We start from the raw sequence: 20,980 nt of genomic DNA on the forward strand, positions 1-20,980 counted from the left end.
ACGCCGACAACCCCGGCCTCTGGATGCTCCACTGCCACAACCAGTACCACTCCGAGAGCGGCATGATGACCATCCTCGGATACCGCAAGTGACCGGGTGAGCCGGAGGACGCTCCGGGGGGAGCGTCCGAGGGCGCGATCAGGTGCTGCCGCAACGCGATCACGAAACCGGCGTGTCGCTGTCCGCTTTGGAGTATTTTCATACTAGTCTTCGTGACGGTAAGAGTTTGATCCGTGACGGATCGCATCCACACTCACTCCACGGAGATGACATGCACAAGCTTCGCAAGGCTGCCGTTCTGGTCGCGGCTCTCGGCAGTGTCGGGCTCCTGACTGCCGGCACCGCCCACGCCGGCGAGCACGGCGGTGACGGCGTCATGCAGAGCTCCAATTGCAAGGACCACGACCTGAACCTCGACCTCCTCGGCGAGGTCGGGATTCTCAACGGCCTGCTGGGCAACGCGCTCAACGGCGAGGGTGACCCGGGTGCCCAGAGCACCCACATCGGGTCGACCATGGGCTGCAACAACAAGGCCGGGTAACGGGCCGGTTCAGTCTCCCTTGACGGCGGAATGCGGCGGCACGGCAGGCGTCCGGTGGGTCGGCCGGACCGCTCACCGTCGGCACGGGACCGCGTGGTGACCGATGCCACGCCAGGGCGGTGGTACCAGGGGTGCTATGGCACACCCCTGGGGCCACCGCCCGCACCCATGTAAGGGAACCGCCCTGGCTCACTAAGCTGCGGTACATGAGCGATCACGCGGTGCTGCACGTGAAGGGCCGGGTCCTGGTCGGGCCCGAAGACGTCCGCGACGAGCTGTGGGTGGTCGGGGGCCGCGTCGCCCACGACCGCCCCGCCGGGGCCCGGGACATCCGGACCGTCGAGGGCTGGGCGCTGCCCGGCCTGGTCGACGCGCACTGCCATGTCGGCCTCGGCGCCGACGGCCCGGTGGACGCGGCCACCGCCGAGAAGCAGGCGCTCATCGACCGGGAGACCGGCACCCTGCTGCTCCGCGACGCGGGTTCGCCCTCCGACACCCGCTGGGTCGACGACCGCGACGACCTTCCGAAGATCATCCGGGCCGGCCGGCACATCGCCCGCACCCGCCGCTACATCCGCAACTACGCCCACGAGATCGAACCGGACGAACTCGTCGCCTACGTCGCCCAGGAGGCCCGGCGCGGCGACGGCTGGGTCAAGCTGGTCGGCGACTGGATCGACCGCGACCTCGGCGACCTCTCCGCCTGCTGGCCGCGCGAGGCGGTCGAGGCCGCCATCGCCGAGGCCCACCGCCTCGGTGCCCGTGTCACCGCGCACTGCTTCGCCGAGAGTTCGCTCCGCGACCTGGTCGAGGCGGGCATCGACTGCATCGAGCACGCCACGGGCCTCACGGAGGACCTGATCCCGCTGTTCGCCGAGCGCGGCGTCGCGATCGTCCCGACCCTCGTCAACATCGCCACCTTCCCGCAGCTCGCGGCCGGCGGCGAGACCAGGTACCCGCGCTGGTCGGCCCGGATGCGCCGGCTGCACGAGCGCCGCTACGACACCGTGCGCGGCGCCTACGACGCCGGGATCCCGGTGTACGTCGGCACCGACGCGGGCGGCTCCCTGGCCCACGGCCTGGTGGCGGGGGAGGTCGCCGAACTCGTCACCGCGGGCATCCCGCCCGTCGACGCGCTGTCGGCGACCAGCTGGGGCGCCCGGGCCTGGCTGGGCCGCCCCGGCCTGGAGGAGGGCGCACCGGCCGACCTGGTGGTGTACGAGTCCGACCCGCGGGCGGACGTCCGGGTGCTGGCGGCACCGCGCCGGGTGGTGCTGAACGGGCAGGTGGTGGGGTAGCGGTGGCGTAACGGACGCGTGTGCCCAACGATCCGAAAGCCAGTGCGGAATCTCCACGATGGAGTGAAGTAACGCAGGATTGCTGACCGTTCACCCACAGTGCGTAAAAGTTGACGGGTCCCAAGCATGTCCCGTCTGGGGGTCCCCCGCCTTGAACAGCAACAACTTCCGCATGCCCGCATGCCGTCTCGCCACGCTCGCGACGGTCACCGCCCTGGCCGCAGGTCCCGCGGTCCTGAGCGCGGGCGCCGCGCACGCGACCACCGACCACGGTCGCGCCTCCGCCGTCGTGCTCCGCACCGGACTCGACGTGTCCCTGCTCGACAAGACCGTGAACGTCCCGCTCGCGGTCACCCTCAACGAGGTCCAGGCACCGCAGAGCGCCGAGAAGACCGCGCTGACGGCCCGGCTCGACGGCGTGAACGGCGGCCGGCCGTTCACGGTCCTCGGCGCGGAGGCCGCGTCGGCCGGAGCCACGGTGACCGGCGAGCTCGCCGAGGGATCGGTCCGCGTCGCCCACGCCAGACTGCACGTCCCGGGCCTGCCCCTGCTCTCCCTCGTGGAGGTCGGCACGGTCACCGCGAAGGCGACCTGTGCGGTGGGGAAGCGGCCGGTGGCCGCCGCGAACGTCCTCGGCGCCGTCACGGTCCTCGGCAAGCGCGTCACACTGACCGCCGGCGGCCCGACCGAGGTGAAGGTGCCCGGCGTCGGAGAGGTCCGCCTCGACCTCTCCCGGCGCAGCGCCACGACCCGCACGGCAGCCGCGACGGCCCTCGAACTCAAGGTCTCCGTCAACCCGTTGAAGCTCAACGTGGCCGAGGTAGAAGGAACGATCACTCTGGCCAAGGCGACCTGCGAGTCACCGATGGTCCCGCCGACCGGGCACCCGGTGCCGAGCCACGACCCGGCATCCGACGTGAAGTCCCAGGGCGGCCGCGCCGACCTCGCGCAGACGGGAGGCAGTTCGGCGACGCCGTACATCGCGGGCGGCGCGCTGGCGTTGGTGCTGGTGGGCGGCGGAGCGGTGACGGTGGCACGACGCCGGAAGAGCTGACGCGGCGCTCTTCCGGCCGACCGGGTCGGGTGGGCGGGGGGAGGGCTACGGGAGTACGGCCGACAGGGCCCGCAGGAACCCGCTCACCGTGGCCCGGTCCCGTACCGCCACCCGTACCCATTCCGCACCCAGTCCGGGAAACGTGTCCCCACGCCGCACCGCGTATCCCAGCTCGCGCAGGCGCCGTCGTACCACGGCAGCCCCGTCCATCCCGACCAGCACGAACGGCCCCTGCGCGGGCGAGACCACCCGCACTCCACGGTCCGCGAGGCCGGCCAACCCTGCCAGCAGGTGGGCCCGGTCGGCCGCGATCCGGTGGGCCGCGTGCGCCGCCTCCGCCAGCGCCCGCGGCGCCACACACGCCTCGGCCGCGGCCAGCGCGGGCGTCGACACCGGCCACAGCGGCTGAGCCCGTTCCAGCTCGGCGATCGTCTCCGGCGCGGCCAGCACATAGCCGATGCGCAGCCCGGCCAGCCCCCAGGTCTTGGTCAGACTGCGCAGCACGACCAGCCCGGGCACATCGGTCCGCCCCGCGAGCGCCTCCCGCTCACCCGGCACCGCGTCCATGAACGCCTCGTCGACCACCAACGTCCGCCCCGGACGGGCGAGTCCGGCGATCGCGGCGGCCGGGTGCAGGACCGACGTCGGATTGGTCGGGTTCCCGATCACCACCAGGTCGGCGTCCTCCGGCACGGCCGCAGGATCCAGCCGGAAGCCGTCCGTCTCCCGCAGCAGCACCCGGTCCACGGTGTGCCCCGCATCCCGCAGTGCCGCCTCCGGCTCCGTGAACTGCGGGTGCACGACGACCGGCCGGCGCACCTTCAGCGCCCGCGCCAGCAGCACGAACGCCTCCGCCGCCCCGGCCGTCAGCAGCACCCGCTCCACCGGCAGCCCGTGCCGTGCCGCCACCGCCGCCCGCGCGGCCCGCCCGTCCGGGTAGGCCGCGAGCGACGACAGCGACCCGGCGATCTCCTCCCGCAGCCAGACCGGAGGCGTGTCCGCGCGCACGTTGACGGCGAGGTCGACCAGTGCGGCCCCGTCGTCACGCACCTCGGCGTCCCCGTGATGACGCAGATCGTGCCCGGTGTCCCCGGAGTCCTCAGTGCGCATGGCTGTGTGTGTGCCCCCCGTGATGGTGGTGCCCGTGGTGGTGGCCGTCGTCGTCCGGGTGGAAGTGCGGTTGTTGCGGCAGCCCCACCTTGTCCTCGAAGCCCGGCAGCGCGATCCGGTACACGCACGAGTCGCAGTTCATCCTGAGGTCGCCCTTGACGGCCTCCTCGTACCGCTCCATCACCAGATCGAGCAGCTCCGGCTCGGGCCCGATGACGTCCGCCGAGCGCACCTCGACCTCCGGGTGCGCGGCCGCCCACCCCTCGGTCTGCTGCCGCACCCGGTCCGGCAGGATGCCGGTGAACAGGAAGTAGGGGAGCACGACGATCCGGCGCGCCCCCAGCCGCACACAGCGGTCGAGGCCGCTCGGCACGTCCGGCGCCGCCAGCGACACGAACGCCGTCTCCACACCGGCGTACCCGCGCCCCTCCCACAGCAGCCGGGCCGCCTTGTACACCTCGGCGTTGGCGTCCGGGTCGGTCGAGCCGCGCCCGACCAGCAGCACGGTCACGTCGGCCCGGTCCTCGGGCGTACGGGCCGTGCCCCCGAGGGCCTCGTCCAGCCGCCGCTCCAGCACGTTCAGCAGCGACGGGTGCGGGCCGAGCGGACGGCCGTAGGTGTACGAGATCCCCGCGTGCCGCTCCTTCTCGCGGGCCAGCGCGGCCGGGATGTCGCCCTTGGCGTGCCCGGCGGACACCAGCATCAGCGGCACGGCCGCGAACCGCCGTACGCCCCGCTCGACCAGCTCGGTGACGGCCTCGCCCAGCGGCGGCGGGGACAGCTCGATGAAACCGCCCGCGACGGGCAGGTCGGGGTGGCGTCGGCTCAGCTCCCGTACGAAGTCACGGAACGCCTCGGCTCCGGCCTCGTCCCGGGTGCCATGACCGGCGATGAGCAGGGCGGGCGGCGGGGTGGTCACGATTTCTCCTCGGGATGTGAAACGGGGTGGTACAGCAGGGCGTTGAGCGCGGCCGCGGCCACGGCCGACCCGCCCTTCTCGGAGACGTTGCTCACGGCGGGCAGCCCGCTCGCGCGCAACGCCTCCTTGGACTCGGCCGCGCCGACGAAGCCGACGGGCAGGCCGATGACGAGCGTGGGGGAGGCGTCCAGGGTCAGCAGCTCCTCCAGGGCGGTCGGCGCACAGCCGATCACCCACAGGGCGCCGGGCCCGACCTCCTCGTACGCCAGCCGGATCGCGTGCGCCGAACGGGTCAGCCCCGGCCCGGCCTCGGCGTCCTTCAGCCGGCACACGGTCTCCCGCCGGGTGATGCCGGCCGCGACCATCTCCACGTCCACGACGACGGGCGCCCCGGCGTGCAGCGCGGCATGCGCCTTGACCAGGTCGCCCTCGTCCGTGACGAGGTCGGTCGCGTACTCCAGGTCGGCGGCGGAGTGGATGACCCGCTCCACCACCGCCCGGGTCAGCGGCGGGAAGTGCGAGGTGTCCAGGCGGGCGCGCAGCCGCCGGAAGGACTCCTGCTCGATGGGGGGGACCACACGGTTCACTTGGCGCCCTCCTGCGATGCCTGCCAGCGGTAGCCGCGCGGGGTCACCATGCGCCCGGCGATGTTCCGGGTCGCCGTGTTGCCCACGGTCACGACCGTCATCATGTCGACCGTCGCCGGGTCGAGCGCGGCCAGAGTCGTCAGCCGGCTCGACTCGTCCGGCCGCGAGGCGTTGCGTACGACACCGACGGGCGTGGCCGGCTCCCGGTGCTCGGCGAGGATCGCCAGCGCCTTGGGCAGCTGCCAGTCGCGGCCCCGGGAGCGCGGGTTGTAGAAGGTGACCACGAGGTCCGCCTCGGCCGCCGCCCGCACCCGCCGCTCGATGACCTCCCACGGCGTGTGCAGGTCGGACAGGCTGATCGACACATGGTCGTGGCCCAGCGGCGCGCCCAGGATCGCCCCGGCGGCCAGCGCGGCCGTCACACCGGGCACACCGACCACGTCGATGTCGTCGGACGCCTCGGCGAGCGCGGGGGAGGCCATGGCGTACACGCCCGCGTCCCCGCTGCCGATCAGCGCCACCGCATGCCCCTTGCGGGCCTCGGCGACCGCCGTACGGGCCCGCTCCTCCTCCGCGCCGAGCCCCGACTCCAGCACCCGGGTGCCGGGCCGCAGCAGGTCGCGGATCTGGTCGACGTACTGGTCGAGCCCCACCAGCACGGAGGCCCGGCGCAGTTCCGCCGCCGCGCGCGGGGTGACCAGGTCCCGGGCGCCGGGTCCGAGCCCGACCACCGCGAGCCGCCCGCGCCCCGGACGTCGTACGACGGCACAGGTCGCCATGGCCGGCTGCCCGTCGGCACGCTCGGACTTCCGCTTGGGCACGAGGAGTTCACCGCCGCGCACCAGCGCGGCCGCCTCGGCGACGGAGGGGGTGCCGACGGCCGCGAGCGGGGCGTCCGACGGGTTGGGCACCTCCACGGCCGCCAGCTCCTCGGCCGGGTACGTCACCAGAGGCACCCCGAGACGCTCGGCGGCGCCGACAAGGCCGGGCTCCTCCGACTTGGCATCCACAGTGGCGAGTTCGGCCACCGACTTCGGCGAGAGCCCCGCCTCCCGCAGCGTGCCCTCGACCAGCCCGAGCACCTCCTCGACCGGCGCACCCTTGGAGGCGCCGACCCCGACCACCAGGGACGGCGGCCTGAGCAGTACCTCCCGTTCGCCTGGCTCGACGGCGCGATCCGTGAGCCGGACGGTGTACGGCCCCTGCGGCGCGGTCGGCAGCGGAGGCAGCGGCCAGGGCACCTCGGCCTCCAGGACGACCGCCTCGCCGTCCAGCAGGGCCCGCGACACCGTCGCCACCGATCCCTCGTACGGGAACCCGAGGGTGTCCAGACCCGGCAGCCCCACGGCGTCCGTCGCGGTCGTGACGACCGGCTCGGCCCCCAGCAACGCGCCCACCTCACGGGCGAGTTCGTTGGCGCCGCCGCCGTGCCCGCCGACCAGCGACACCGCGAACCGGCCGCCCTCGTCGACGCACACCACACCCGGGTCCGCCGCCTTGTCGCCGAGCAGCGGCGCGAGCAGGCGTACGGTCGCGCCCGTGGCCAGGAAGCACACCAGCTGCTCGCACTCGGCGAACGCGGCCCGGACGGCCTCCCCGACGGGACCGTCGTACACCCGCGCACGGTCCGGCCAGGCCGCGGCCAGCCGGTCGCGCGCCGCCGCCCCCGCCGCGGTGGCGGAAATGAGGCCGATCACTGTGCAACTCCTTCACTAGACGCCGGGGTTCTGACGCCCCACAGCAGGAAAACGGGATTGGTCGCCGCAAGCCGGGTCACGTCACCCGGCAGCGGCGCCAGCCGCGACGACTGCAGCAGCACCCCGTCGCAGGTGAACCCGGCACGCGTCAGCGCCTCGCGCGCCGCCGGTACCCGGTCGAGGGCAGCCATGGCGACTACGACGGTCCGCCGCGCCCGCCGCGCGCACGCGCCGACGACGGCGGGCAGCTCGCGCCCACCGCCGCCGACGAACACGGCGTCGGGATCGTCGAGTTCGTCGAGCACGTCCGGCGCGGAGCCGTGCACCACGCGCACGTCGACACCGTGCGCCCGCGCGTTGGCGTGGATCCGCTCGACCCCGTCCGGGGCCTTCTCGACGGCGACGACGGCCGCGCCGAGCCGCGCGCACTCCACGGCCACCGAACCCGAGCCCGCCCCGACGTCCCACACCAGGTCGCCCAGGCGTGGCCCGAGCCGGGCCAGCGCCAGCGCCCGCACCTCGAACTTGGTGATCATCGAGTCGCGGTGCGCGAACTCGCTCTCGTCCAGGGCCCAGCGGTCGGGCCGCGCGGGCACCCCGGCGACCGTGCGCACGGCACCGAGCGCCCGCGCCTCGTCCAGGCACAGCACCACGCTCACCGCCGTACCCCAGTCCTTCGCCGCGGCCTCGGCAGGTGTCACCCGCTCCACGCGCTCGCGCTCCGGATCGCCGAGCGCGCTCGCCACGAGGAGGACACGGCCGTCGCCGAGCGCGGCTCCCAGCTCGGCCGGCCCGGCTCCCGGCCCGGTCAGCACGGCCACCTTCGGGTGCGCCCGGCACACGTTGACGGCCGTCCGCAGGTCACGCCCGTGCGCGCTCACCACGACCGCGTCGTCCCAGGGCAGCCCGGCCCGCGCGAACGCGGTCGCCACCGACGACACCCCGGGCCGTACGTCCAGCCGCCCGGACCCGAACCGCTCGGCCAGCACGCGCACGATCCCGAAGAACCCGGGATCGCCCGAGGCCAGCACGAACACCGGCAGCTCCTTGCCGACGTACTCCCCGATCGTCTCCAGGGCGGGCGCCAGCGGCCCGAGCACGATCCGCTCCGCGCCCTCGGGCAGCCGTACGGCGTCCAGGTGGCGCCGCCCGCCGACGACCAGAGCGGCCCCGGCGAGCACGTCCTCGGGAACCGGCGCCCCCGTCCCCGTACCGATGACCGTGATCAACTGCTCGCCCCCCGCTCGCGCAGTGCCCGCCGCGCCTCGGGGTCGGCCTTGCGGTACCCGTGGAAGTGACCGGGGTGGTACAGGTGCGAACGCGTCCCGCGGGCGTCCAGCGCCGGGCCGACCAGGAAGAGCGTGTGCTTCCAGAGCTTGTGCTCCTTGACCGTCTCCTCCAGCGTGCCGATCGTGCACGTCACGACCAGCTCCTCCGGCCAGGTCGCCTGGTAGGCGACGACCACGGGGGTGTCCGTCGGGTAGCCGCCCTCCAGCAGCTCCCGCACCAGCTGGCCGCTGCGCGCCGCCGACAGGAAGATCGCCATGGTGGTCCCGTGCCGGGCGAACTCGCGGACCTCCTCGCCGGGCGGCATCGGCGTCTTGCCGCCGCCCAGCCGGGTCAGCACCACCGACTGGGCGACCTCCGGGATGGTCAGCTCGCGCCGGGCGAGCGCGGCGACGGCGGAGAAGGACGAGACGCCGGGCACGATCTCCGTCTCGATCCCGATCTCGGCGCACCGGTCGACCTGCTCCTGGGTGCCTCCCCACAGCGCGGGGTCGCCGGAGTGGATACGTGCCACCTTCAGGCCCTCGGCGCGGGCCCGCTCGTACACGGCCACGACGTCCTCCAGGGACATGGTCGCCGAGTCGAGGATCTCGGCGTCCGCACGCGCGTGCTCCAGGACCTCCGCCTGGACCAGGCTCGCCGCCCAGATCACCACGTCGGCGTCCGCGATCGCACGCGCGGCACGGAACGTCAGCAGATCGGCGGCGCCGGGGCCGGCACCGACGAACGTCACCTTGCCGGTGGGGGCATCGGCCATGGGAAGAGGTCCTCTCATACAGAAACGCAGGTCAGAAGTGGGTGAAATGTCAGGGTCTGGGGGAGTGTGCGCGGTGCCGGATGTGCGCGAAGGCACCTCCATCGGATAGCAAGGGCCTATGGCGGTCTTCGTCGCGCTCGGCGCGTTCCTGATGACGCTGGCCGGCGGCTGGACGGCACAGCGCGTGACCGACCGTCGCCATCTCGTCCTGGGGCTGGCCGGCGGCCTGATGCTGGGCGTGGTCGGCCTGGACCTGCTGCCGGAGGCGCTGCACGCGGCGGACCGCGAGATCTTCGGTGTGCCCGCGGCCCTGCTGCTGTTCGTGGCCGGTTTCCTGCTGGCCCATCTGGTGGAACGGCTCCTCGCCGCCCGGCAGGCCGCGCACGGCGCCGACGAGCACAACCACCGGGCACCCGAGGTGGGTCTGACCGCGGCCGCCGCGATGGTCGGCCACAGCGCCATGGACGGCGTGGCGATCGGCGCGGCCTTCCAGGTGGGCGGCGGCATGGGCACCTCCGTCGCGCTCGCCGTGATCGCGCACGACTTCGCCGACGGCTTCAACACCTTCACCCTCACGAGCCTGTACGGCAACGCGCGCCGCCGGGCGATAGGCATGCTCGTCGCCGACGCCTGCGCACCCCTGGTCGGCGCCCTGTCGACCGCCTTCTTCCACATCCCGGAACCGGTGCTCGGCGGCTATCTCGGCCTCTTCGGCGGCGTCCTGCTCTATCTCGCCGCCGCCGAGATCCTCCCCGAGGCCCACCACGAACACCCCGCCCGCTCCACCCTGCTGTGCACGGTGGCGGGCGCGGCCTTCATCTGGCTGGTGGTCGGCATCTCCGGCGGCTGACCGGACCCGCCTCCTCACAGCTTCCCGCCCCGCCCGCCGTCCCGCCGCGGGGGCGCGATCAGCGTGGAGAGGTACGGCAGCGGCGCCCCGTCCAGCTCGGCGGCCGGCCGCACCGACTCCTCCGGCAGCCCGAGCGCCGAGCCCCACACGGCCTCCCCGATCCGCCCGGTCTCCCGCAGCACCTCGGCGACCTCGGCGGCCTGCCGCCCGAACTTGTACGCCACGACGGTCCCCGGCCCGGCCAGCGCCTCCTTGAGCACGGCGGCCCCCGCCGTCACCGGCACCAGCGTCAGCGGCTCGGTGCCCTCCGTGAGCACCGCCCCGGAGCGTGCCGCCAGATCCTGCATCGCGGTGATCCCGGGCACGGTCTCCACCGCGACACCCGGCACCAGCTCCGCGATCGTCTGCGCGAGATACGTGAACGTCGAGTACACGTTCGGATCACCGATAGTGGCGAAGGCGACGGACCCGTGCGCGCGCAGCAGCGCGGCGACCCGGTCGCCCGCCGCGTCCCAGGCGGCCTCCCGGCGCGCCCGGTCGGTCCGCTCGTTCAGCGCGAACACCACCCGGACGACCTTCTCCACGGGCACGTAGTGCAACACGGTCGCCTCGGCCCGTCCCTGCTCCCCGGTGTCCATCACCGGTACGACGACGACGTCGGCCGCGCGCAGCGCGTTGACCCCCTTGACGGTCACCAGCTCCGGGTCACCGGGACCGACTCCGACACCGACCAGCCTGCTGCTCATGACGTCCGGCACCTTTCCACGAACCGACGGGCCACACCGGGCTCGGAGGCCCAGTGCGTGTGCAGATAACTCGCGTGCACGCCCTGCTGTACAAAACCTTCGACCCGCCGGACCGGGGTGCGCACACCCCAGGCGGGAGCGGCACCGGCGCCGGGCTCGACGACCGTGCGATGGAACTCGTGCCCGCGCATCCGCGTCCCCGCGGCGGCCAGCACACTGTCCCCGACGGCCACCGCGTCCCGGTAGCCGAGGGTGAGCCGTTCCGTCATCCGGGCGGTGGCGTCCAGGACCCCGCACATGGGCCGGCCGTCCAGCTCACGGCAGAGGTAGAGCAGTCCGGCACACTCGGCGGCGACGGGCGCGCCGCTCAGTGCCAGTTCGGCGACGGCCTTGCGCAGGGGTTCGTTGGCGGACAGCTCACTGGCGTACACCTCGGGGAAACCGCCCCCGATGACCAACCCTGCTGTCCCTTCGGGCAGTTCCTCGTCCCGAAGCGGATCAAAGGTGACGACGTCGGCACCGGCGGCGGTGAGCAGCTCGGTGTGCTCGGCATAGGAGAAGGTGAACGCCTCGCCGCCGGCAAGGGCGACCACGGGCCTCCGCTTCTCGGCCGACCGAGTCGGGTGGTCGTGAGTGGGCGACTCGGGGGTCCAGGGGGCGGAGCCCCCTGGTACGGCACCAGCAGCACGGGCAAGTGCTTCCAACGCCGCCAAGTCACAACCACGGGCCACCTGCGCAGCCATCGCAGCCACAGCCTCGACCGCAGCGGCGCGCCGCTCGGCAACCGGCACCAACCCCAGATGCCGCGACGGCGTGTCCACCTGAGGAACCCGCCGCAACACACCCAGCACCGGTACCCCGGAGGCATCCAGCGCCTCCCGCAAAAGCGATTCGTGCCGATCGGACCCGACCTTGTTGAGGATCACGCCCCCGACCCGGACCTCCGGATCCCAGGACGCGAACCCATGCACCAGCGCCGCCACCGACCGCGACTGCGACGAGGCGTCCACGACCAGCACCACCGGCGCCCGCAGCAGCTTGGCGACATGGGCCGTGGAGGCGAGTTCACCCTCGCCCGCGGCCCCGTCGTACAGCCCCATCACGCCCTCGACGACGGCGAGGTCACACCCCCGCGCGCCGTGCGCGAACAGCGGCCCGATCAAGGCGGGCCCGCACAGATAGGCGTCCAGGTTCCGCCCCACCCGCCCGGTGGCGAGCGCGTGGTACCCGGGGTCGATGTAGTCCGGCCCCACCTTGTGCGGGGACACGGCGAGCCCCCGCGCGGCGAACGCGGCCATCAGCCCCGTGGCGACGGTGGTCTTGCCGCTGCCGGACGACGGCGCGGCAATGACCAGCCGGGGAACGGACGTCACCACTCGATGCCCTTCTGGCCCTTCTGCCCCGCGTCCATGGGGTGCTTGACCTTGGACATGTCGGTCACCAGATCCGCGAGGTCCACCAGCTTCTCCGGCGCGTTCCGCCCGGTGATCACCACATGCTGCGTACCGGGCCGGTTCCGCAGGACCTCCACGACCTCGTCCGTGTCCACCCACCCCCAGTGCATCGGGTACGCGAACTCGTCCAGCACGTACAGGCGGTACGTCTCCGCCGCCAGGTCACGCTTGACCTGCTCCCAGCCCTCCCGGGCCTTCTCCTCGTTGTCCATCTGGGCATCCCGCTGGACCCAGGACCAGCCCTCGCCCATCTTGTGCCAGTCGACGGTGCCGCCCTCGCCGGAGGCGCCGAGCACGCGCAGCGCGTTCTCCTCGCCGACCTTCCACTTCGCGGACTTGACGAACTGGAACACCCCGATCGGCCAGCCCTGGTTCCAGGCGCGCAGCGCCAGACCGAACGCGGCGGTCGACTTGCCCTTGCCGATGCCCGTGTGCACGACGACCAGCGGCCGGTTGCGCCGCTGCCGGGTCGTCAGCCCGTCGTCCGGAACCACACTCGGCTGTCCCTGAGGCATTACCCCGCCCTCCTCGAAGTCCCCTGCACGTCCCTGACCAGACCGGCGATCGAGTCGGCCCGCAGCTCGTCCAGCGTGACGGCCGTACCGCCCAGCTCACCCGCGAGCTGCCCGGCGAGCCCCAGCCGCACCGGACCCGACTCGCAGTCCACGACCACCGACGCGACCTGCTCGGCCGCGAACAGCCGGGCCGCCCGCCCCGCCAGTGCGACCGGCTCGGGGCCGCCCGTGGCCCGTCCGTCGGTCACCACCACGACCAGCGCCCGCCGCGCCGGATCCCGCAGCCGCTCCACGCGCAGCACCTCGTGCGCCTTGAGCAGCCCGGCCGCGAGCGGGGTACGACCGCCCGTCGGCAGCGACTCCAGCCGGGCCGCCGCCGCGTCCACGGACGAGGTCGGCGGCAGGGCGACATCGGCCGAGGTGCCCCGGAAGGTCACCAGGCCCACCTTGTCCCGCCGCTGGTAGGCGTCGAGCAGCAGGGACACCACGGCACCCTTCACGGCGCTCATCCGCTGCCGTGCCGCCATCGACCCGGAGGCGTCCACGACGAAGAGCACGAGGTTTCCCTCGCGGCCCTCCCGCGTCGCCTGCCGCAGATCGTCCCGGCGCAGCACCAGCCCCGGCCCGGACCGTCCGCGCGCCCGCTGGTGCGGGGCGGCGGCCAGGACGGTCGCCGCCAGGTGCAGCTTGGTGAGCGTTCCCCGGGGCCGCCGGGCCCCGGTCGTCCGCCCGTGCTCGGTCCGCGCGCGCGAGCGTCGCCCGGCGGCACCCTCGCCGATCCCGGGCACGCTCAGCACCTTCGTACGGAACGGCTCGGCGGCCCGCACGGCCGACTGCTCCTGTGCGCCGGAGGCCTGCGGCTGCCCGCCCTCACCGGCCTCGGGCTGCGCGGCGCTGCCGCCGTCACCCTGAGGGCCGCTGTCGGGCGCCGGCTGCCCACCGCCGCCACCGGGCCCGTCGGGGTCGGGATCCTCGTCGCCGTCCGCGTCGTCCCCGGAGTACTGCTCCAGCGTCTCGTCCAGCTTGTCCTCGTCCAGGCCCGGCGCGTCGAACGGATTGCGCCGACGGCGGTGCGGCAGCGCGAGCAGCGCGGCCTGCCGGACGTCCTCGGCGAGCACGTCCGTCCGTCCGGCCCACGCGGCCAGCGCGGTCGCCGTACGGGCCATCACGATGTCGGCGCGCATGCCGTCCACCTCGAAGGCCGCGCACGTCGCCGCGATCTGCCGGAGCGCCCCGTCCCCCAGCCGCACCTGCGGCAGCAACTCCCGTGCCGCGACGATCCGCTGCCGTACGCCGGCCTCCTCTCCGGCCCACCGGGCGGCGAAGCCCGCCGGGTCGTCGTCGTAGGCGAGCCGCCGCCGTACGACCTCCACGCGCTGGTCCGGCTCCCGTGAGGCCGCGACCTCCACGGTCAGCCCGAACCGGTCGAGCAACTGCGGCCGCAGCTCGCCCTCTTCGGGGTTCATGGTGCCGACGAGCAGGAACCGGGCCGCGTGCCGTACGGAGACGCCCTCGCGCTCGACGTACGAGGCGCCCATCGCCGCCGCGTCCAGCAGCAGGTCCACCAGGTGGTCGTGGAGCAGGTTGACCTCGTCCACGTACAGGATCCCGCGGTGCGCGTCCGCGAGCAGGCCCGGCTCGAACGCCTTCACGCCCTCGGCCAGCGCCCGCTCGATGTCGAGCGCGCCCACCAGCCGGTCCTCGGAAGCGCCGACGGGCAGCTCGACCATCCGGGCGGGCCGGGTCTCGAACGCCCCCGGCTCGTGCGGCCCGTCCGGGCAGGCCGGGTCGGGGGAGTCCGGGTCGCAGGAGAACCGGCACCCGGCCACCACGTCCAGCTCCGGCATCAGCGCCGAAAGGGCCCGTACGGCCGTCGACTTGGCGGTGCCCTTCTCGCCGCGCACCAGCACACCGCCGACCGCCGGCGACACGGCGTTCAGCAGCAGCGCGAGCCGCAGGTCGTCCTGGCCGACGACGGCCGTGAACGGAAACGGGGTACTCACTTCTGGTCGCCCTCCAAGTCGCCTTCCAGCTCCAGGTAGGTGGCGCGCAGCCGCTCCAGCGTCTCCGCGTCCGGCTCGGCCCACAGCCCGCGGTCCGCCGCCTCCAGCAGCCGCTCGGTGATCCCGCGCAGCGCCCACGGGTTGGACTTCTTCATGAAGTCCCGGTTCTCCGGGTCGAAGACGTACTCAGCGCTGAGCTTCTCGTACATCCAGTCGTCGACCACGCCCGCAGTGGCGTCGTAGCCGAACAGGTAGTCCACGGTCGCCGCCATCTCGAAGGCGCCCTTGTAGCCGTGCCGGCGCATGGCCGCCATCCAGCGCGGGTTGACCACCCGGGCCCGGAAGACGCGGTGGGTCTCCTCGCCGAGCGTGCGGGTCTTCACCTGGTCCGGTACGGCACTGTCACCGACGTACGCCTCGGGGTTGGCGCCCGTCAGATGCCGCACCATGGCGACCATGCCCCCGTGGTACTGGAAGTAGTCGTCGGCGTCGACCAGGTCGTGCTCGCGGGTGTCGACGTTCTTCGCGGCGACCGCGATCCGCCTGAACGCGGTCTCCATGTCCCCGCGCGCCGCCCGCCCGTCGAGCCCGCGCCCGTACGCGTAACCGCCCCACACCGCGTACACCTCGGCGAGGTCGGCGTCGCTGCGCCAGTTGCGGGCGTCGATCAGCGGCAGCAGACCGGCCCCGTACGCGCCCGGCTTGGAGCCGAAGATACGGGCCGTGGCGCGCCGCCGGTCACCGTGTTCCGCGGCGTCCTCCTCCACGTGCGCCCGCACGTAGTTGGATTCGGCCGGCTCGTCCAGCTCCGCCACCGCCCGCACCGCGTCGTCGAGCAGCCCGACCACGTGCGGGAACGCGTCCCGGAAGAAGCCGGAGATACGGACCGTGACGTCGATGCGCGGCCGGCCCAGCTCCGCCAGGGGAATCACCTCGAACCCCGTCACCCGGCGCGAGGCCTCGTCCCACACCGGACGGCAGCCCAGCAGCGCCAGGATCTCGGCGATGTCGTCGCCCTGGGTGCGCATCGCCGAGGTGCCCCACACCGTCAGACCGACCGACTTCGGGTACTCCCCGGTGTCCTGCAGATACCGCTGCACGAGCGAGTCGGCGAGCGACTGGCCGACCTCCCAGCTCAGCCGGGAGGGAATGGCCTTGGGGTCGACGGAGTAGAAGTTGCGGCCGGTCGGCAGCACGTTGACCAGGCCGCGGGTGGGGGAGCCGGAGGGACCCGCCGGGACGTAACCGCCGTTCAGCGCCTTGAGGATGTGGCCGATCTCGTCGGTCGTACGGGCGAGCCGGGGGACCACCTCGGTGCAGGCGAACTCCAGCACGGCGACGGCGTCCGCAAGTTCGGTGCCCAGGACCTCGCGGACGAGCGGCGCGCTCTCGGCCACCGCCCAGCCGCGGGCCTCCATGCCCTCCGCGATCCGCCGGCACAGCTGCTCCAGCAGGTCGATCGCGTCGGCTGCCGAGCGGGACGGGCCGTCGACCAGGTCCGTCAGCTCCACCGGCACCTTCACCGGCGCACCCGGCTCGGCGAGCAGCTCCTTCTCGACGAGCCCGAAATGGGCGGCCAGCGATGCCCGCAGACCGGGCAGCGCGTTCGCCTGCCCGCCCCACACCTGGGAGGCGCGCAGCACGGCCAGGACGAGGTTCACACGGGGCTCGGCGACCGGCCCGCCGCCGAGGATGTGCAGGCCGTCCCGGATCTGCACGTCCTTGATCTCGCACAGATAGCCGTCGATGTGCATGACGAACTCGTCGAAGTCGTCGTCGTCCGGCTGCGCGTCCACATGCAGGTCGTGGTGCAGCTCGGCCGCCTTGACCAGCGTCCAGATCTGCGCCCGCACGGCCGGTGCCTTGGCCGGGTCCAGGTCGGAGACGAGCGCGTACTCGTCCAGCAGCTGCTCCAGCTTGGCCAGGTCGCCGTAGGTGTCGGCCCGCGCCATCGGCGGTACCAGATGGTCGACCACCGTGGCGTGCCCGCGCCGCTTGGCCTGCGTGCCCTCGCCGGGGTCGTTGACGATGAACGGGTAGATCAGGGGGAGTTCACCGAGGACGGCGTCAGGGGCACAACCGGCGCTCAGCCCGAGTCCCTTGCCCGGCAGCCACTCCATCGTGCCGTGCTTGCCCATGTGCACGATCGCGTCCGCGCCGAAGCTGTTGTCCAGCCAGCGGTAGGCCGCCATGTAGTGGTGCGAGGGCGGCATGTCGGGGTCGTGGTAGATCGCGATCGGGTTCTCGCCGAAGCCGCGCGGCGGCTGGATCATCACGACGACGTTCCCGAACTGCAGGGAGGCCAGCACGATCTCGTCGCCGTCCACGTACAGGCCGCCCGGCGGCTCGCCCCACGCCTCCAGCATGGCGTCCCGCAGCTCGGGGTCGAGCTGGTCGAACCAGGCCCGGTAGTCGGCGAGCGGCACCCGCGCGGGCGCGGACGCCAGCTGCTCCTCCGTCAGCCACTCCACGTCGTGCCCGCCGGCCTCGATGAGCCGGTGGATCAGCTCGTCGCCGTTGTCGGGGTATGCGGTGAGGCCGTAGCCGGCTTCCTTGAGGGCGTCCAGCACCCGTACCGCCGAGGCGGGCGTGTCCAGGCCGACCGCGTTGCCGACCCGGGAGTGCTTGGTCGGGTAGGCGGTGAAGACCAGCGCGATCTTCTTGTCCGCGTTCGGCTTGTACTTCAGCTGCGCGTGCCGTAGGGCGATTCCGGCCACCCGCGCGGCCCGCTCCGGGTCGGCGACGTACACCGGGACCTCGTCCGGACCCTGCTCCTTGAAGGAGAACGGCACGGTGATCAGCCGGCCGTCGAACTCCGGGATCGCCACCTGCATCGCCGCGTCCATGGGGGAGAGGGCGGCGTCGGACTCCTCCCAGGCGTTCTTCGAGGAGGTCAGGCAGAGCCCCTGCAGAACGGGCACGTCGAGGTCGGCGAGCGCTCCGATGTCCCAGGACTCCTCGTCGCCGCCCGCCGAGGCCTGCGAGGCGTGCGTACCGCCGGCGGCGAGGACGGTGGCGACCAGGGCGTCGGCCCTGCCGAGCAGTTCGTACATCCCGGCGTCCGCGCCGCGCAGCGAACCGCAGTACACGGGAAGCGCGTTGGCGCCCCGGTCCTCGATCGCCGCACACAGCGTGTCCACGAAGGCGGTGTTGCCGCTCAGCTCGTGCGCCCGGTAGAAGAGCACGCCCACGGTCGGCCGGCCGTCCCGGACCTCGTACGAGCCGTGCACCCCGTACTCCGGCATCTTCCGCGGCTCTTCGAACCCCTCGCCGGTCAGCAGCACGGTGTCGGAGAGGAACCGGGCCAGCTCGGTCAGGTTCTCGGGCCCGCCCTCGACCAGGTACTTCAGGGCCTCGGCCACGACACCCGCCGGGACGGAGGACTCGGCCATCAGCTCGGCGTCCGGCACGGCCTCGCCGCCCAGCAGCACGGTCGGCACGCCGGACGCCCGGAGCGCGGCCAGCCCGTCCTCCCAGGCACGCTTGCCGCCCAGCAGCCGTACGACGGCGATGTCCGCGCCCTCGATCAGCCCGGGCAGCTCGCCGGCCACGTCGACGCGGGTCGGATTGCCGATCCGGTACGCGGCGCCGGAGGCCCGGGCCGCCAGCAGATCGGTGTCGGCGGTCGACAACAACAACACTGTGCTCATACGGGCGCTCCCGGTGGAATGAAAGGCAGTCCTTGCGGCGCGCCCGACTCGATGAGCCGCCAGAGCGCGTCCGTGTCCGCGTGCTGTTCGATCAGGTCGCCGAGCCGGTCGAGCTGCTCCTCGCGCAGCGCGGCGAACGAGGTGTCGGGGGCCGGCACGAAGCGGCGGCCCGCGGCGGCGGCCACCTCGCGCAGGAAGGCCCGCCGGAAACCGTCCGACTCCAGGGAGCCGTGCCAGTGCGTGCCCCAGGTGTGGCCGACCCGGCAGCCGTCCAGGCTGTGTCCTTCGTCATCGGAGAAGAACGCTTCACCACCGGTCACTTCGGCAACCCCGTGGTGGATCTCGTACCCCTCGACGTGTTCCCCGAGGGCTTCCCCGACCGGCCGGGTCAGGGTCTTCTCGCGGGCGAACCGCACCCGTACGGGGAGCACGCCGAGCCCCGGGACGGCGCCGGCACGCGACTCGACCTCGTCCTCGATGTGCTCGCCGAGCACCTGGAAACCGCCGCAGATGCCCAGGACCGGCCGCCCCTCGGCGGCCCTGCGCACGAGAGCCTCGGCCAGCCCGCGCTCCCTGAGCCACTCCAGCGCGCGTACGGTCCCGCGGGTCCCCGGAATCACCACCAGGTCGGCGTCCGCCAGCTCCTCCGGCCGGTCCACGAACCGCACCACGACACCCGGTTCGGCGGCCAGCGCGTCCACGTCGGTGAAGTTGGACATGAGCGGAATCGCGCAGACGGCGACCCGCAGCACGTCCTCCCCGACCGGCGGGGCGACAGTGGACTCCCGCACCGTGCCCCGCAGGGAGACCCGCAGCCCGTCCTCCTCGTCGATGCCGAGCCCGTGCCGGAACGGCAGCACGCCGTAGGTGTGCCGCCCGGTGAGCCCGTGCAGCATGTCCAACCCCGGCTCCAGCAGGGTGACATCGCCGCGGAACTTGTTCACCAGGAACCCGGCGACCAGTTCCTGGTCCTCCGGGGAGAGCAGGGCGACCGTCCCGAAGAAGGAGGCGAAGACACCGCCCCGGTCGATGTCACCCACGACGAGCACAGGGAGCCGGGCATTGCGCGCGATCCCCATGTTCACGATGTCGGTCCGCCGCAGATTGATCTCCGCGGGCGAACCGGCCCCCTCACAGATCACCGCGTCATACGTGCCCCGCAACTCGGCGAGACAGTCCAGCACGGTGCCGAGCAGCCGCTGCTGGCGCCCCCCGTGATACCCGCGTGCGCTCAGCTCGCCCACGGGCTTGCCGAGCAGCACGACCTGACTGCTCTGTTCCCCACCGGGCTTGAGCAGCACGGGGTTCATCAGCGCGGTCGGTTCGACGCGGCAGGCCTGGGCCTGCATGGCCTGCGCCCGCCCGATCTCGGCACCCTCCCGTGTGACAAAGGAGTTGAGGGACATGTTCTGCGCCTTGAAGGGCGCGACCTTGACGCCCTGGCGCACCAGCCACCGGCAGATCCCGGCCGTCACGACGCTCTTGCCGGCGTCGGAGGTGGTGCCGGCGACGAGGAGACCACCGTTCACTTCCCACGTCCCTTCACGAGTCGGCGCGCGGCGACCGTGACGCCGAGCGCGAGCAGTCCGACGCGGCGGGAGAGCCGTACCGCCCGGTCGATGTCGGTGACCCGGACGGCCCGCCCGGCGCCCCCGTTGAGCACCGGCCGGTGTTCGACGCGCCCGCCGTAGGAGAGCGTCCCGCCCAGCCGCACGCCCAGGGCGCCCGCGAACGAGGCTTCTACGGGCCCGGCGTTGGGGCTCGGGTGCCGGGCCGCGTCCGCCCGCCATGCCCGTACCGCGCCGCGCGGATCGGGCCCTGCGAGCGTGGCCAGCACGGCGGTCAGCCGCGCCCCCGGCCACCCCGCGACGTCGTCCAGACGGGCGGAGGCCCAGCCGTAGCGCCGGTAGCGGGCCGACCTGTGTCCCACCATCGCGTCCAGGGTGTTGACGGCCCGGAAGCCGAGCAGCCCCGGCACCCCGCCCACGGCTCCCCACACCAGCGCGCCCACGACGGCGTCGGAGGTGTTCTCGGCGACGGACTCCACGACGGCCCGCGCGATCCCGTCGACGTCGAGGGCCTGCGGATCCCGCCCGCACAGATGCGGCAGCCGTGCCCGTGCCGCTTCGACGTCCCCGGCCTCCAGGGCGCGCCCGACGGTCCGGGCCTCGCGGGCCAGCGAAGTACCCCCGACGACGGCCCAGGTGGCGGCACCGGCCAGCGCGACGGAAGCGACCGGTGAGCGGCGTACGGCCCGCTCGGCCACGACGCCCAGGGCGACGGCACCGCCGGCGCACACGGCGGTGTGCAGCGTGCCCCAGCCGCGGTGGTCGTGCCACAGCGCGCGCTCCACGGCTGCGGCCGCCCGTCCGAACACGGCGACCGGATGCCCCCGGTGCGGGTCACCGAGGAGCAGGTCGCCGAGAAGGCCGGCGGCGGCGCCGTACGCGTAGGAGCGATCGGCACCCATCGGCTCAGCCGGCCGTGGGGGCAGACAGGACCTGGTGACTCG

At 73.4% G+C, this 20,980-nt stretch carries 18 protein-coding genes; 5 read left to right on the forward strand and 13 right to left on the reverse strand.

All coding sequences use genetic code 11. The annotated features are described in order from the left end of the window. The 4 genes from ABZ471_RS27705 to ABZ471_RS27720 all read left to right on the forward strand — a co-directional run. The coding region (locus ABZ471_RS27705; RefSeq protein WP_359070086.1) for a multicopper oxidase domain-containing protein at window positions 1-92 on the forward strand (92 nt) is incomplete at its 5' end. A 179-nt stretch (window positions 93-271) separates the two neighbouring features. Continuing rightward, on the forward strand, window positions 272-541 hold the full coding sequence (locus tag ABZ471_RS27710) for a hypothetical protein (RefSeq protein WP_359069990.1): 270 nt from the start codon (window positions 272-274) through the stop codon (window positions 539-541). Window positions 542-747: 206 nt separating this feature from the next. Next, window positions 748-1,839 (forward strand): amidohydrolase family protein, encoded by a 1,092-nt coding sequence (locus ABZ471_RS27715; protein WP_359069991.1) that lies wholly within the window; start codon window positions 748-750, stop codon window positions 1,837-1,839. Between the two features lie 151 nt (window positions 1,840-1,990). After that, the gene (locus ABZ471_RS27720) at window positions 1,991-2,893 is read left to right on the forward strand and encodes an SCO1860 family LAETG-anchored protein (protein ID WP_359069992.1); all 903 of its coding nucleotides are present in this window, start codon (window positions 1,991-1,993) and stop codon (window positions 2,891-2,893) included. Between the two features lie 45 nt (window positions 2,894-2,938). Here the strand turns inward: ABZ471_RS27720 and cobC are convergent, their stop codons facing one another. The 6 genes from cobC to cobM are packed head-to-tail and all read right to left on the reverse strand — an operon-like array spanning window position 2,939 to window position 9,250. Beyond that, complete coding sequence (cobC, locus tag ABZ471_RS27725) at window positions 2,939-4,003, reverse strand: Rv2231c family pyridoxal phosphate-dependent protein CobC (RefSeq protein WP_359069993.1); 1,065 nt, start codon at window positions 4,001-4,003, stop codon at window positions 2,939-2,941. Next, window positions 3,993-4,922 carry a sirohydrochlorin chelatase gene (locus ABZ471_RS27730; RefSeq protein WP_359069994.1) on the reverse strand — a complete coding sequence of 310 codons (930 nt, stop codon included), beginning with the start codon at window positions 4,920-4,922 and terminating at the stop codon, window positions 3,993-3,995. Before ABZ471_RS27730 ends, cobC begins: the two co-directional genes overlap by 11 nt. Beyond that, a complete protein-coding gene (locus ABZ471_RS27735; protein WP_359069995.1) occupies window positions 4,919-5,509 on the reverse strand; it encodes a precorrin-8X methylmutase in 591 nt (196 codons plus the stop codon). The genes ABZ471_RS27730 and ABZ471_RS27735 overlap by 4 nt, the downstream gene beginning before the upstream one ends. Continuing rightward, window positions 5,506-7,206, reverse strand: a complete 1,701-nt coding sequence (gene cobJ, locus ABZ471_RS27740; protein ID WP_359069996.1) for a precorrin-3B C(17)-methyltransferase — start codon at window positions 7,204-7,206, stop codon at window positions 5,506-5,508. Before cobJ ends, ABZ471_RS27735 begins: the two co-directional genes overlap by 4 nt. After that, window positions 7,203-8,435, reverse strand: coding sequence for a precorrin-6y C5,15-methyltransferase (decarboxylating) subunit CbiE (cbiE, locus tag ABZ471_RS27745; protein WP_359069998.1), 1,233 nt, complete (start codon window positions 8,433-8,435; stop codon window positions 7,203-7,205). Before cbiE ends, cobJ begins: the two co-directional genes overlap by 4 nt. Beyond that, window positions 8,432-9,250, reverse strand: a complete 819-nt coding sequence (gene cobM, locus ABZ471_RS27750; RefSeq protein WP_359070000.1) for a precorrin-4 C(11)-methyltransferase — start codon at window positions 9,248-9,250, stop codon at window positions 8,432-8,434. Before cobM ends, cbiE begins: the two co-directional genes overlap by 4 nt. A gap of 118 nt (window positions 9,251-9,368) precedes the next feature. Here cobM and ABZ471_RS27755 point away from each other — a divergent pair, with 118 nt between their 5' ends. Beyond that, window positions 9,369-10,100 (forward strand): ZIP family metal transporter, encoded by a 732-nt coding sequence (locus ABZ471_RS27755; protein WP_359070001.1) that lies wholly within the window; start codon window positions 9,369-9,371, stop codon window positions 10,098-10,100. 14 nt (window positions 10,101-10,114) lie between these two features. On the opposite strand, the gene cobI is transcribed toward ABZ471_RS27755, so the two are convergent. Genes cobI through ABZ471_RS27790 form a run of 7 tightly spaced genes read right to left on the reverse strand, consistent with a single transcriptional unit; the run spans window position 10,115 to window position 20,938 of the window. Continuing rightward, complete coding sequence (gene cobI / locus ABZ471_RS27760) at window positions 10,115-10,846, reverse strand: precorrin-2 C(20)-methyltransferase (protein ID WP_359070003.1); 732 nt, start codon at window positions 10,844-10,846, stop codon at window positions 10,115-10,117. After that, window positions 10,843-12,222, reverse strand: a complete 1,380-nt coding sequence (locus ABZ471_RS27765; RefSeq protein ID WP_359070004.1) for a cobyrinate a,c-diamide synthase — start codon at window positions 12,220-12,222, stop codon at window positions 10,843-10,845. The genes cobI and ABZ471_RS27765 overlap by 4 nt, the downstream gene beginning before the upstream one ends. Beyond that, window positions 12,216-12,815, reverse strand: a complete 600-nt coding sequence (cobO, locus tag ABZ471_RS27770; protein ID WP_359070006.1) for a cob(I)yrinic acid a,c-diamide adenosyltransferase — start codon at window positions 12,813-12,815, stop codon at window positions 12,216-12,218. The genes ABZ471_RS27765 and cobO overlap by 7 nt, the downstream gene beginning before the upstream one ends. Continuing rightward, entirely contained in the window at window positions 12,815-14,818 is a 2,004-nt protein-coding gene (locus tag ABZ471_RS27775; protein WP_359070008.1) for a putative cobaltochelatase, read from the reverse strand. Before ABZ471_RS27775 ends, cobO begins: the two co-directional genes overlap by 1 nt. Beyond that, on the reverse strand, window positions 14,815-18,468 hold the full coding sequence (cobN, locus tag ABZ471_RS27780; RefSeq protein ID WP_359070009.1) for a cobaltochelatase subunit CobN: 3,654 nt from the start codon (window positions 18,466-18,468) through the stop codon (window positions 14,815-14,817). Before cobN ends, ABZ471_RS27775 begins: the two co-directional genes overlap by 4 nt. Then, window positions 18,465-19,997, reverse strand: coding sequence for a cobyric acid synthase (locus tag ABZ471_RS27785; RefSeq protein ID WP_359070011.1), 1,533 nt, complete (start codon window positions 19,995-19,997; stop codon window positions 18,465-18,467). The genes cobN and ABZ471_RS27785 overlap by 4 nt, the downstream gene beginning before the upstream one ends. After that, window positions 19,994-20,938: a cobalamin biosynthesis protein gene (locus ABZ471_RS27790; RefSeq protein WP_359070012.1), complete on the reverse strand. Its 945-nt coding sequence runs from the start codon at window positions 20,936-20,938 to the stop codon at window positions 19,994-19,996. Before ABZ471_RS27790 ends, ABZ471_RS27785 begins: the two co-directional genes overlap by 4 nt. Window positions 20,939-20,980 lie beyond the last annotated feature (42 nt).

It is taken from the genome of Streptomyces sp. NPDC005728 (assembly GCF_040630895.1).
Lineage (GTDB): Bacteria > Actinomycetota > Actinomycetes > Streptomycetales > Streptomycetaceae > Streptomyces.

Excerpts from the sequence above, each read along its gene's own strand:
- ABZ471_RS27790 (WP_359070012.1), bottom strand. The coding sequence starts at position 20,938 with ATGGGTGCCGATCGCTCCTACGCGTACGGCGCCGCCGCCGGCCTTCTC.
- cobN (WP_359070009.1), bottom strand. The coding sequence starts at position 18,468 with ATGAGCACAGTGTTGTTGTTGTCGACCGCCGACACCGATCTGCTGGCG.
- ABZ471_RS27755 (WP_359070001.1), top strand. The coding sequence starts at position 9,369 with ATGGCGGTCTTCGTCGCGCTCGGCGCGTTCCTGATGACGCTGGCCGGC.
- cobC (WP_359069993.1), bottom strand. The coding sequence starts at position 4,003 with ATGCGCACTGAGGACTCCGGGGACACCGGGCACGATCTGCGTCATCAC.
- cobI (WP_359070003.1), bottom strand. The coding sequence starts at position 10,846 with ATGAGCAGCAGGCTGGTCGGTGTCGGAGTCGGTCCCGGTGACCCGGAG.
- ABZ471_RS27715 (WP_359069991.1), top strand. The coding sequence starts at position 748 with ATGAGCGATCACGCGGTGCTGCACGTGAAGGGCCGGGTCCTGGTCGGG.
- cobO (WP_359070006.1), bottom strand. The coding sequence starts at position 12,815 with ATGCCTCAGGGACAGCCGAGTGTGGTTCCGGACGACGGGCTGACGACC.
- cobM (WP_359070000.1), bottom strand. The coding sequence starts at position 9,250 with ATGGCCGATGCCCCCACCGGCAAGGTGACGTTCGTCGGTGCCGGCCCC.
- ABZ471_RS27710 (WP_359069990.1), top strand. The coding sequence starts at position 272 with ATGCACAAGCTTCGCAAGGCTGCCGTTCTGGTCGCGGCTCTCGGCAGT.